Below are 11,864 nucleotides of genomic sequence, written 5' to 3'. Positions count from 1 at the left end.
CGGCGGCGCCCCGTGATGGCTCGCGTCAGGCGGCGCGCAGCGGAGCGAGGGCGTTGCTCCACGCCACGACCTGGTCGAGGGTGGCGGTGACGGCGGCATGGTGGCTCTCGGCGGGCTTGAAGACGCTGAAGTTCTCGAAGTCGGTGAACAGGGAGAGCGCCACCTGGGAGCGGACGTCCGCCATCTGCAGTTCACCGGCGATCAGGCGCAGGTGCTCGACGGCGCGGACGCCCCCGGTGGAGCCGTAACTGACGAAGCCGACAGCCTTGTTGGCCCACTCGGCCGCCAGGAAGTCGATGGCGTTCTTCAGCGCGCCGGGCACCGAGTGGTTGTACTCGGGGGTCACGATGACGAAGCCGTCGAACGAGGCGATCTTCGCGGCCCACTGTTGCGTGTGCGGCTGGCTGTACTGGCCCATCGCCGGCGGATAGGCCTCATCCAGCAGCGGCAGCTTGTAGTCCACCAGGTCGACGAGCTCGTACTGTGCGTCGGTGCGGCGCGTGGCCAGCTCGTGCACCCAGTGGGCGACGGCCTCGCCGTTGCGTCCGGGGCGCGTGCTGCCGAGGATGATGCCGATCCTTGTCATGGTGTGCACCTTCGCTTGTATGTGTGCTTGCCGTGTCAAGTAAATGTATGAGTGCTTGCCGTGTCAAGGAGATAGGGTGTGAGGCATGCCCTACGACGAGCAGCCCCTGCGCCCCTTGGACCAGACCGAGGAGTCGCTCGTGCGCGCCCTGGCCCACGTCATGATGGCCCTGCCCCGACTGGTGGACGCGGACATGGTCGGCGACGGAGGGCTGCCCCTCTCCGAGTACACCCCGCTCATGTTCCTGTCCGAGGCGCCCCACCGCCGGATGCGGATGAGTGAGCTCGCCACCGCCTGCAATCTCTCGCTCAGCGGCATGACCCGTGTCGTCAACCGCCTCGAGAAGCAGGGATTCGTCCAACGAGCCAAGTGCCAGGAAGACCTGCGCGGTTGGAACGCCGTCCTCACCGACGACGGTCTCGCCCGCCTCCAGGAGGCCTGGCCCGCCCACCTGGCCAGCATCCGACGGCACGTCCTCGACAACCTCGCCGGCCATGACCTCGCCGCACTCACCGCCGCACTCGAACGCGTGGCGACGACACCCTGACCCGGTGGCGGTCGCCTCAGCGCTCCAGGACCAGGGCCAGGCCCTGCCCGACACCGATGCAGAGCGCGGCCAGGCCCGTGCCCGAGCCGGCTTCCGCGAGCTGATGGGCGACCGCTCCGGTGATGCGAGCGCCGGAGGCGCCGAGGGGATGCCCGATGGCGACGGCGCCGCCCTTCGGGTTGAGGATGCCGGAGTCGAGTTCCGGCAGGGCGGCGAGACAGCCCAGCGCCTGGGCGGCGTACGCCTCGTTGAGTTCGACGGTGTGCAGGGCGTCGAAGGTGCGGCCCGCCTTCGTCAGGGCCTTGCGGATGGCGTCGACCGGGCCGAGGCCGAAGTACTGCGGCTCGATGCCCGTCACCGCACTGGCGCGGATTCTGGCCAGTGGCTCACGGCCCGTCTCGGCCAGCCCGGCCTCGTCGACCAGGAGCAGGGCAGCCGCGCCGTCGTTGAGAGGCGAGGCGTTGCCGGCCGTGACCGTGCCGCCCGCACGGAAGACCGGCTTGAGGCGGGCCAGCGCTTCGAGTGAGGTGTCGTCCCGGATCCCCTCGTCGCGGGGCAGGTCCACACTCTCGACGGGGACCACCTCGGCGTCGTACGCACCCTCCTTCCACGCCCGGGCGGCCTTCTCGTGACTGGCGAGCGCGAAGGCGTCCTGGGCCTCGCGGGTGATGCCGTACTTGTCGGCGATCAGCTCTGCGCTCTCGCCGAGCGGGATAGTCCACGCCTCGGGCATCCGCGGGTTGACCATCCGCCAGCCGAGGGTGGTGGAGTACAGCTCCTGGTTGCCGACCGGGAAGGCCCGCCCCGGTTTGGGCAGGACCCACGGGGCACGGCTCATGGACTCCACTCCGCCGGCCACGGCGACGGAGGCGTCGCCGAGCGCCACCGCGCGGGCGGCCTGGATGACCGCCTCCATCCCCGAGCCGCACAGCCGGTTGACGGTGGTTCCGGGGACCGTCACGGGAAGACCGGCCAGCAGCACGGCCATACGGGCGACGTCCCGGTTGTCCTCCCCGGCGCCGTTGGCGTTTCCGAAGAACACGTCACCGATGAGGGACGGGTCCAGGGCGGGACTGCGGCCGAGCAGTTCACGTACGACTCCGGCGGCGAGGTCGTCGGGGCGCACGGCGGACAGGGCACCGCCGTAGCGGCCGATCGGGGTGCGGACGGCGTCGACGACGTAGACGTCCCGCAGGCGCTCGTTCATCGGGACTCCTTGTGGTGGGGGGGAGTTGGGCAGGGGAGGGCTGAAGCGGGGTCAGCCGACGGTGTCCGGCACGCGCACGGGGGCGCCGGTACGGCTGACGATCTCGTCCGTGCTGACGCCGGGAGCGGTCTCCACGAGGACGAGTCCGTCCTCGGTGACGTCCAGCACGCCGAGGTCGGTGATGACGCGGTCGACGCAGGCCACGCCGGTGAGGGGCAGGGAGCACACGTCGACGAGCTTCGGACTGCCGTCCTTGGCGCAGTGGTCCATGACGACGACGACCCGGCGGGCGCCGTGGATGAGGTCCATCGCACCGCCCATGCCCTTCACCATCTTGCCCGGGATCATCCAGTTGGCGAGGTCTCCGGTGGCGGAGACCTGCATGGCTCCCAGAATGGCGGTGTCGATGTGACCGCCCCTGATCATTCCGAAGGACAACGCGGAGTCGAAGAAACTCGCACCCGGCAGTACGGTGACCGTCTCCTTGCCCGCGTTGATCAGGTCGGGGTCCACGTCCTCCTCGGCCGGGTACGGCCCGACGCCGAGGACACCGTTCTCCGACTGGAGCACCACGTGCACTCCTTCGGCCACGTGCTCGGGCACCAGCGTGGGCAGTCCGATGCCGAGGTTGACGTAGTCGCCGTCCTGGATCTCCGCCGCCGCGCGCGCGGCCATCTCGTTCCTGGTCCATGGCATCAGTGCCGCACCGTCCCTCGTGCCGACGGCGCGGAGACAGTGCGCCGTTCGATGTGTTTGTCCGCGGCCTGTTCCGGCGTCAGTTCCACCACACGCTGGACGAACACGCCGGGGAGATGGATCTCGTCCGGGTCGAGCTCGCCGGGCTCGGCCAACTGCTCGACCTCGGCGATCGTGACGCGGCCGGCCATCGCGGCGAGCGGGTTGAAGTTACGGGCCGAGCGGTGGAAGACGAGATTGCCGTGGCGGTCGCCCCTGGCCGCCCGCACCAGTGCGAAGTCGGTGGTGATGCCGTGCTCGAGCACATGACGCCGGCCGTCGAACTCGCGGACCTCCTTGGGCGGTGAGGTGACGGCCACGCTGCCGTCGGGGGCGTAGCGCCAGGGCAGGCCGCCCTCGGCGACCTGGGTACCGACACCGGCGGGCGTGAAGAAGGCGGGGATGCCGCATCCGCCGGCGCGCAGGCGCTCGGCGAGCGTGCCCTGGGGCGTCAGTTCGACCAGCAGTTCACCGGAGAGGTACTGGCGGGCGAACTCCTTGTTGTCGCCGACGTACGAGCCGGTGACGCGGGCTATGCGACCGGCGGCGAGCAGGATGCCCAGGCCGCCGCCGTCCACGCCGCAGTTGTTGGAGACCACGCTCAGTCCGGTCACACCGGTCGCGTACAGCGCGTGGATCAGCACGTCGGGGACGCCGCTGAGGCCGAAGCCGCCCACGGCCAGGGACGCTCCGTCCATGACGCCTGCCAGTGCCTCCTCGGCCGTGGCAACCACCTTGTCCATGTGCACTGCGCTCCGTTCCGGTCCGGCAGACTCGCCGTCAACGGTGCAGTACGGTCCTCAGGGCTTCGAGCAGCTCGCCGTACGCCGCGGAGTCGGCGTCCGGCGCCGAGGAGGCCCGCCAGGCGATGTGTCCGTCCGGGCGGACGAGCAGGCACCCGTCCTCGGCCACCTCCGATGCCCGGCGCCACTCGCCGTAGGCGTCGCGGCTGTCCTCGGCGCCGATGCGGACGCACTTCAGAGGAATCCCCAGGGCCTCGGCGCAGTCGGCCGCGGCCGACTCCCACACGCCCCCGGACAGGCCGGTGATCAGTGTCAGGGTTCCCTTGCCGACGACGTCCAGCGTGGACAGGCGGTGGCCGTTGCCGTCGACGAGCCAGGCGTGCGGGAGTTTCGCGCCGGGGCGGGTCGTCGGCTGGTGGAAGAGCTCCGGATCCCGGGTCCATTCCTCGGCGGCACCGGTGTCCTGGACGACCGCGGAGGAGTCGTAGCGCTGGTTCATCTCGACGCCATGAGCGTTGAACTCGTAGTTCTTCAGCTGAATGGCCTCTTCCAGCGCCTGCCGTCGCTTGGTGCCCTCGGCCGTCCCGCTGCGGCACGCGGCGAGACCGTCGACGATGTCCTCCTCCTCGCTGTACTCGTCGAGTCCCAGTGCCTGGAAGATCGGGCCGAACTGGTCACGGCTGAGGTTGGCGCGATCGACGATCTGCCGGCCGACCGGTGCCCGCTCCGCGGTGTACGTGTCGAGGAGCCCCGGGCCGGCCTGACCGCGGATGACCATCGCGAGCTTCCAGGCGAGGTTGTACGAGTCCTGGATCGAGGTGTTGGAACCGAGGCCGTTGGACGGCGGGTGCCGGTGCACCGCGTCCCCGGCGCAGAAGACCCGTCCGGCCGAATACGTCGTGGCATAGCTGTGGTTGACCGTCCACAGCGAGCTCGACATGATCTCGACGGGAATGTCGCGGTCGCCGATGAGGTCGTGGACGATGTCACGGGCGGTCGCCTCGTCCATGTGGGGCGGGGGCTGGTCGATGTCGTATCCCCACACCAGCAGCCATTCGTTCCACGGCCGCACCATGCGCACCAGCCCCATGCCGATGCCGCCCATGTGGGCGCCGGGACGCATCACCCAGTACAGAACGCTCGGGCGGTGGGCCACGTGCCGGGACAGGTCGGCCTTGAAGACGATGTTCATGCTGCCGGCCTTGCCGCTCTGCCCGGCGATCGGCAGTCCGATCTGCTCCGCCACGCCGCTGCGGCCGCCGTCCGCACCGATCAGGTAGCGAGCTCGCACGGTGAACTCGTCTCCGCGCACCCGGTCCCGGAGCCGGGCGGTGACGCCGTCGGCGTCCTGTTCCAGGCTGAGGAACTCGGTGTCGAAACGGATCTTGGCTCCCCGCGCCGCGGCGTTCTTCACCAGGATCGGTTCCAGAAAGGTCTGCGGAAGGTCGATCATCTGCGCGGGGCTGGCGGCACCGTACTCGGTCGCCGCGTGCGGGCCGGTGCCCCAGCTGCGGATCCGGCCGATCTCCTCGCCGGCCAGGGCGGTGCACAGAACGGTGTCGCCCATGAGTTCGGCGGGGCTCCCGGCCGCGGCGGCCTCGCCGTCCACGCCGAGGTCGCGCAGTACCTCCATGGTGCGCTGGTTGGTGATGTGCGCACGTGGGGTGTCGGCCAGCCAGCCGTACTTGGTGACGAGCAGGGTGCGAATGCCGTACGTGGCCAGGAGCAGGGCCGCGGATCCACCGGCGGGGCCACTGCCGACCACGAGGACGTCGGTGTCGTAGGTGTGGGTCGAGTCCATGAGACTGCTCCAGGTCAGTGTGCGGGGCCGTCGGCCAGGCGGGCGATGCGGAAGGTGAACTGCAGGCTGCGCCACTCCCCGTCGACGGCACGGCCGTCCGGGGTCGGTCCGACCCGGGGGGTGAAATCCACGATCAGGCCCTCCTTGACGCCGAACACGGTGTCGGAGTCGATGTAGTGGCCGCCCTTCACGAACAGCTGGGTGACCAGGCGCTGGTGGCCGGCGGCGGAGATCATGAAGTGCAGGTGGGGCGCACGGTAGGGATGTCGTTCGACGGCCTGGAGCAGCTGTCCCACCGGTCCGTCGTCCGGGATCGGGTACTCGGCCGGCAGGGTCGTCCAGAAGCGCAGGCGTCCCTGCTCGTCGGTGCGCAGGCGGCCCCGCAGCACCGGCCCGTCCAACTCGGGCAACTGGACGTCGTAGAAACCGTCCTTGTTGGCCTGCCAGACGTCCGTGACGGCATCGGGCACGGGCCGTCCGTCCGTGTCGGTGATGAGGATGTCGGCCCACAGGGGAGTGCCGGCCACCCCCTGCGAGATGTCGCCGCCCTGCGCGGTTTCCGGCGGCCCGTCCGTGTAGAAGGGGCCGAGGACCGCTGACGGTGTGGTCTGCGGGGTGCGTGAGTGGGTGAGCAGGTCGACGATGCTGGAGACACCGAGTGTGTCGGACAGCAGCACGAACTCCTGGCGGGTGCTGGTGGAGATCTGTCCGGTACGGGTCAGGAAGTCGATGGCCTGCTCCCACTCGGATTCGGTGACGTCATTGCTCGTCACGAAGTGGTGCAGGTGCCGTACCAGGTCGCTGAGCAGCTGCCTGCCCCGCGGATCGGGTGCGTCCGCGAAGCTCTCCACCACCTGGGCGGTCAGGCGCTCCACGTCCGAAGCCACTCCGTGCGCCGCGGGGGCCGCCAGTCCAGGGGTTCGCTGAGCAGGAGTCGACGCCGCGGGAACCGCCGGACGACGGCCCTGCCAGGCGTCGCGCAACAGGCTCTCGATTCCCGTGGGCGTCAGCTCCCGGGGGTTGGGGTACGGGGTGGCGACCGCGAGCCGCGCGGCCTGCGGCAGATCCGTCTCCGCCATGCCCAGCTCGCGCAGCGAGGTGGGGCCCCCGAGCGAGGTGATCAGGTCGAACATCCCGCTCGGAGCGTCCGGCACGCCGAGTGCGCCGGCGATGCGGCTCATGGCGTCCCGAGCGGCCGGGGCGTTGTAGGCCATCGCGTGCGGCAGGATCACGGTGTGTGTCGCGGCGTGCGGCAAGTCGAACGCGCCCCCCAGCGTGTGGCACAGCTTGTGATGCAGGCCCATACCGACGGAGCCGAGGCAGGTGCCGGCCAGCCACGCGGCACGCAGGAGGTCGGCGCGAGCCGCGGTGTCGGACGGCTCGGCCACGAGAGCCGGCAGGGCGCGGGCGCTCAGCGCGATCGCGTCGAGCGCCATGGCGTCGATGACGGGGTTCGCCTGTGGCGCGTACAGGGCTTCCACGGCGTGTGCCATGGCGTTGACCGCGCTGGTGACCGACAGGCCCACCGGCAGGCCGAGGGTGAACTCGACGTCGTAGACGACGGTCTCGGGCAGGATCGCGGGCGAGGCCACCGTGGTCTTGCGTCCGTTCTGTGTCTCTCCGAGGACGGGGGTGACTTCCGAACCCGCGTAGGTGGTGGGAAGGATCAGCTGCGGCAGATCGGTGCGGAGCGCGAGTGCCTTGGCCAGCCCCGTGGTGGAACCGCCGCCGACGGCCACCAGGCAGTCGACGGAGTGTTCCCGAAGGACGTCGAGGGCCCGCTCGGTCACCTCGACCGGAGTGTGCATGGTGGCACCGTCGAACTCCGCCACGACGACGTCACCGAGGACGTCACGGACCCGGGCGGCGGCCTTGGCCACCGACGGAGTGGACAGGAGGAGGACTCGCGAACTGCCGAGTCGCTCGACCTCCTCGCGGACCTGGCCGACCGTTCCGGTGCCGAAGACGATCCGCGAGGGATGGGAGGTGTACACGAAATTCCTCATGGGGGTCCGCCTTCGCGTTGCCGTGGGTCCCTGAATTTCTGACACCGAGTGTGGGGACGGCGGGCCCTCGGACTCCTGCACGTTTCGAGCGTGTTTCTGCAGGATCGGCGCGGTGCGGTGGCTCTGGCGGGGGGCGCGGGGCGGATGCCGTGCCCGTGGCGTGCCGGAGGAAAGGGGCGGGCGGGCAGGGCCGGGGCGGGCCGCGGAACGCTGCGTCAGCCCGCGCGTCGGACCGCGGCGGGGGTCGTGCCGAGCTTGGCGCGCATCACGCGCGTCAGGTGTTCCTGATGGGAGAAACCGCAGTGGACGGCCACGTCGGGGATGGGCAGGACCGTGGTGCGCAGCATCCGGCGCGCGTGGTCCAGCCGCAGTTGCAACAGGAACTGGTGCGGAGACTTTCCGGTGCTGGTCCTGAACTGCCGACTGAACTGGCTCGCACTCAGCCCGGTGGCCGCGGCCAGATCGGAGACGCGCAGTGGGTCGGAGATGTGCTGCTCCATCAACTCCCGTGCGGACACGAGCTGCTGAGAGGTCAGCCCCGACATCGCGCCGGCCGGGGCCGCGGGCCGACCGGCCGTGTGCGCGTGGGCGAGCTGGGCGGCGAGCATGCCGACGAGGTGATCGACGTAGGTGCGCGCGGAGGGCTCCCACTGCCGCACGACGCCGTCCAGAGTCAGCATGACCTGCTCGATCAGGGGATCCGAGCTGCCCAGTTCCTCGGCGAGTTCGACCGCCTCACGGCCGCCGTGCGCTTCCTGGAGGGCCGAGTCGCTGAGATAGAGGTGGACGGTGTCGAGGCCCCCCTGGAGTTCGACATCCAGCGCGCGACCTGCCGGGTGGACGAAGAGCCCCCCTGCCGGGATCCGCTGGGCCCGCATCGACCGGCCGGACCGGCGTCGGACGGTCACCGGGCCACTGAGGTGGAGGATCAGCAGATGAGTGGGGGCACCGTCGAAGGTCGAGTGGTACGGCGTTTCCCGCTGGGTGGACAGATACGCGTGCTCCCAGCCCAGACCCGAGCTCGTCCGGTCCGGGGCGACCCATGCCTGGCGCAGGATGCCGCCGGTGTCGAGGAGCCCCAGCTCAGACATAGTTCCATCCCCGATCTCGGCGGTGGTGCCCATGCGAGCCTCCCATACGGTCGGCGATCAGGTCCATATTGTTGAGTGCTAAATCATTGTCGGATATTCCCGCCGGGGGAGGGAGTGAATCGGTCGGCGGGACGCCGACGAATGGTCGGGTCGGCCGGGCAGGCCGGGGCCGGAACGCACGGTCGTCGCGTGGTCGCGTGAATGTTGTCCCTGTAGTCCCGGCGGGGCCTGGCCTGCCGGGACGTCGAGGAGGCTTTCGGTTCAGCCGCTCAGCCGCTCAGCGACTCAGCAGTTCAGCGGTTCAGTGGCTCGGTCCCGGGGTGCCCTGCGGGCGGCCGGCCGCCTCGACGGCTTTCGCCGTGACGTCGGTCGCGGCGCGCGTGGCCCTTCCGGTCACTCGCCAGGCGACCATGCGCAGCGCGGTGGCCGGAGCGGGCGGGAAGACGCCGAGCTGGCCGAGCATGGTCATGTCGTCGCGCACCGCCTCGTGTCCGACCACCTGGCCGTCGCGGAGTTCGAGCACGTGGATCTGTTCGAAGTCGATGTCACGCCCGGTGGGGGGTATGGCCTGGTCGAGAGCGCCGTCACGGAAGCGGACGAAGGGACCTGTGTGGCGGCCCTGCATGCGAAGCCGTACCCAGACCTGCTCGTCGTTGCGGGCGATGCCGAGAACGGGGAAGGTCAGGCCGCTGAAGGCGAAGCGCATCCACGCGCCGGAGGCAAGGACTCCCGCCGGTCCGGGCAGTGCACAGGCCGTGGGCGCCACGGCTGCCTCGCGATTGTGGAAGTCCTTGTGCACCACCTCGGCGGCCAGTGCCGGATCGCCTGTCTCGAGGACCCGGAAGAGTCCGTGGGCCAGGTCCGTGGCATCCATGCCCATTGCGTTGATCCCTTTCGACGGGTGTGTGATCCGAGGGGTGACGCCGACCGGTCCGAGGGGGACGGGTGGTGCGGTCGTGGCCGGGGCCGAGCGCGAGGCCGACCGGCGATATTGAGGTTATAGCACGCCTAATGAATTCACGCCTTAGGATGACGTCATGCCGTCCAAGCGCCGCTACGTCTCTCCGCTGCGCGAGCAGGCCGCCGCACGGACGCGGGCGCTGATCCTGGGTCAGGCCACGGAACTGTTCGCCGAACACGGCTACGGTCGCGTGACCGTCGCCGACATCGCTTCAGCGGCCGGCGTCGCCTCGAAGACCGTCTTCGCGAGTGTCGGGAGCAAGAGCGACATCCTGAACCGGATCGTCGACCAGGGTGTGATCGCTTCTGGTTACGAGCAGGCCATGGAGGACCTGCTCGCCCTGCGGACGCCGGAGTCGGTCCTGAAGGCCTTGGCCCACGGCACGCGGATGGGCAACGAGGGGCAGTTCGCCGTGCATGAAGCGATCCGCAAGGCGCTGCCCGTGCATGAGAACGGCGAGGCCCTGTGGGAGCGCGCGACCGCGGCGTACCGGGACGCGCTCCGCGCGACCGCCCAGCACCTGCACCACCTGACTCCGCCGCCCTCCCACTCGGTGAAGGAGACGGCCGACCTTCTCTGGTACTGGTTCGGTCCCACCGGCTGGCGAACGCTCGTGGTGGAGAACGGCTGGTCATGGGAGCGCGCCGAGGAAGTCCTCTACCGCACTTCGGTCGCCACCCTTCGCTGACACCGTTCGCCGAAATCCGCCGGCACGACGACGCTGGTCCGGACGCCGCTCGACAGCTCCACACGCTCAGGACTCACTCCGGCGGCTGAAGCCGCGCCACGCACCGCGATGCCGCGTCGCTCTCTACGACCGTTCGAAGAACCGGAGACGGTTGTGTCCGAAGAGGGCAGGGACTTCGAAACGGATGGGTTCCTCAGGGTGCGATCAGCGGCAGACTTTGGAAGGGTCCCGGCTGTGGGCCGGGGCGATCCGCGGGTCCGGAAGGGAGATCGAGATGGCACGAGTTCTCTACACGGCGGAGGCAACCGTGACCGGCGGCCGTGTCAGCGGCCACGGGCGCACCCATGACGGAGTCCTGGACGTCCAGCTCCGTGTGCCGAAGGAGATGGGTGGCGACGGGGGTGGCACGAACCCCGAACAGCTCTTCGCGGTGGGTTATGCGGCCTGCTTCGAGGGCGCACTCGGCGTGGTGGGCCGTCGCGAAAGGGTCGAAACCGGCGACGCCACGATCGAGAGCCGTGTCAGCCTCCTGCCCACCGAGGATCGTGGGTTCGCACTCGCCGTGGAGCTCCACGTGACCCTGCCGCAGATCTCGGATCCCGAGCGGGCGGCGCAGATCGTCGCGGCCGCACATCAGGTGTGTCCCTACTCGAACGCCACCCGGGGCAACATCGACGTCACCTTGACCGCCAACGGTCACGAGGTCGACTCGGGCGTCGGCGACTGAGTCGGCGCGGCCCAGGCCCGGCCCACTCCCGGCGGGGGAGCGGCTCCTACTGGGGCGGGCCATCACGACGACGGGTGCGCGCGGTCGACGACGACGCGATCGACGACAGGTGCGCGCGGTCGGCGACGACGGTTGCGCGCGGTCGCCGTCGGGCGGTCCGTCTCAGTCCGGGACGGCGGCCTCGACCAGGGTCGCGGCTACGGAACGGGCCGCTGTTTCGGCGCTGGGGTCGCGGTCCAGCCAGGCACTGATCCCGGCGCCGTCGTAGAGCAGGATCAGTTGGTGGGCGAGTGACTTCGCGTCCGTGGCGCCTGCCTGCTGGGCGAGGTCGAAGAACAGCTCGTGCAGCCAGGTGCGGTAGTCCTGCGCGGCCTGTTCGACGACACCGCCGGGCGGGGCGTCGGCACTCGCGCTGATGAACGCGCAGCCGCGGAACCCCGGCTCGGTGAACGACAGCCCCTGCACCTCGAACGCGCCGACCAGGCGCTCTTTCGGGGTGTCGTAGCGGGCTTCGAGTTCGCGTGCCATGCGCTCGGCGGTCGCCGCGTGCCGTGCCTGGAGATAGGCGCGGACCAGGCCGTCCTTGCTCCCGAAGGCGCTGTACAGCGTTGCCTTGGCGACTCCGGCGTGCTCGATGACGCGGTCGATCCCGACCGACTGGACTCCCTCGGCGTAGAACAGCTCGTTGGCGGCGGCCAGCAGCCGCGCCCGCGCGGCCACGCTGCGCTCCCGGGGGGACAGCACCTTCTCGGACATGGATGAACATTAGCAG

12 protein-coding genes are annotated in these 11,864 nt (G+C 70.1%); 3 read left to right on the top strand and 9 right to left on the bottom strand.

Annotation, left to right across the window (positions count from 1 at the left end):
- Window positions 1–25: 25 nt before the first annotated feature.
- Window positions 26–586 (bottom strand): NADPH-dependent FMN reductase, encoded by a 561-nt coding sequence (locus tag FNV62_RS03890; protein WP_097282612.1) that lies wholly within the window; start codon window positions 584–586, stop codon window positions 26–28.
- 85 nt (window positions 587–671) lie between these two features.
- Here FNV62_RS03890 and FNV62_RS03885 point away from each other — a divergent pair, with 85 nt between their 5' ends.
- On the top strand, window positions 672–1,133 hold the full coding sequence (locus FNV62_RS03885; RefSeq protein ID WP_054233414.1) for a MarR family winged helix-turn-helix transcriptional regulator: 462 nt from the start codon (window positions 672–674) through the stop codon (window positions 1,131–1,133).
- Window positions 1,134–1,149: 16 nt separating this feature from the next.
- On the opposite strand, the gene FNV62_RS03880 is transcribed toward FNV62_RS03885, so the two are convergent.
- The 7 genes from FNV62_RS03880 to FNV62_RS03850 all read right to left on the bottom strand — a co-directional run bounded on the left by FNV62_RS03880 (window position 1,150) and on the right by FNV62_RS03850 (window position 9,590).
- Entirely contained in the window at window positions 1,150–2,340 is a 1,191-nt protein-coding gene (locus FNV62_RS03880) for a thiolase family protein (RefSeq protein ID WP_144314675.1), read from the bottom strand.
- A 51-nt stretch (window positions 2,341–2,391) separates the two neighbouring features.
- A complete protein-coding gene (locus FNV62_RS03875; RefSeq protein WP_097282610.1) occupies window positions 2,392–3,036 on the bottom strand; it encodes a CoA transferase subunit B in 645 nt (214 codons plus the stop codon).
- Window positions 3,036–3,818, bottom strand: coding sequence for a CoA transferase subunit A (locus FNV62_RS03870; protein ID WP_143599920.1), 783 nt, complete (start codon window positions 3,816–3,818; stop codon window positions 3,036–3,038). The genes FNV62_RS03875 and FNV62_RS03870 overlap by 1 nt, the downstream gene beginning before the upstream one ends.
- Window positions 3,819–3,855: 37 nt before the next feature.
- Window positions 3,856–5,619: an FAD-dependent oxidoreductase gene (locus FNV62_RS03865; protein ID WP_143612123.1), complete on the bottom strand. Its 1,764-nt coding sequence runs from the start codon at window positions 5,617–5,619 to the stop codon at window positions 3,856–3,858.
- A gap of 14 nt (window positions 5,620–5,633) precedes the next feature.
- Window positions 5,634–7,625: a maleylacetate reductase and hydroxyquinol 1,2-dioxygenase domain-containing protein gene (locus tag FNV62_RS57475; protein WP_144314674.1), complete on the bottom strand. Its 1,992-nt coding sequence runs from the start codon at window positions 7,623–7,625 to the stop codon at window positions 5,634–5,636.
- 215 nt (window positions 7,626–7,840) lie between these two features.
- Window positions 7,841–8,716, bottom strand: a complete 876-nt coding sequence (locus FNV62_RS03855) for an AraC family transcriptional regulator (protein ID WP_054233452.1) — start codon at window positions 8,714–8,716, stop codon at window positions 7,841–7,843.
- Window positions 8,717–9,017: 301 nt separating this feature from the next.
- Window positions 9,018–9,590 (bottom strand): ester cyclase, encoded by a 573-nt coding sequence (locus FNV62_RS03850; RefSeq protein ID WP_225900129.1) that lies wholly within the window; start codon window positions 9,588–9,590, stop codon window positions 9,018–9,020.
- A 163-nt stretch (window positions 9,591–9,753) separates the two neighbouring features.
- Here FNV62_RS03850 and FNV62_RS03845 point away from each other — a divergent pair, with 163 nt between their 5' ends.
- Together FNV62_RS03845 and FNV62_RS03840 are read left to right on the top strand one after the other, a co-directional pair.
- Window positions 9,754–10,365 carry a TetR/AcrR family transcriptional regulator gene (locus FNV62_RS03845; RefSeq protein ID WP_054233407.1) on the top strand — a complete coding sequence of 204 codons (612 nt, stop codon included), beginning with the start codon at window positions 9,754–9,756 and terminating at the stop codon, window positions 10,363–10,365.
- A 274-nt stretch (window positions 10,366–10,639) separates the two neighbouring features.
- Window positions 10,640–11,092 (top strand): organic hydroperoxide resistance protein, encoded by a 453-nt coding sequence (locus FNV62_RS03840; protein WP_143599915.1) that lies wholly within the window; start codon window positions 10,640–10,642, stop codon window positions 11,090–11,092.
- 162 nt (window positions 11,093–11,254) lie between these two features.
- Here FNV62_RS03840 and FNV62_RS03835 read toward each other — a convergent pair whose 3' ends face one another.
- On the bottom strand, window positions 11,255–11,848 hold the full coding sequence (locus FNV62_RS03835; RefSeq protein WP_181647689.1) for a TetR/AcrR family transcriptional regulator: 594 nt from the start codon (window positions 11,846–11,848) through the stop codon (window positions 11,255–11,257).
- Window positions 11,849–11,864: the final 16 nt, after the last annotated feature.

The organism is Streptomyces sp. RLB3-17 (genome assembly GCF_007113425.2).
Lineage (GTDB): Bacteria > Actinomycetota > Actinomycetes > Streptomycetales > Streptomycetaceae > Streptomyces > Streptomyces mirabilis_D.
The sequence above is the reverse complement of the archived record's forward strand: the minus strand, read 5'-3'. Positions and strand labels throughout refer to the sequence as shown.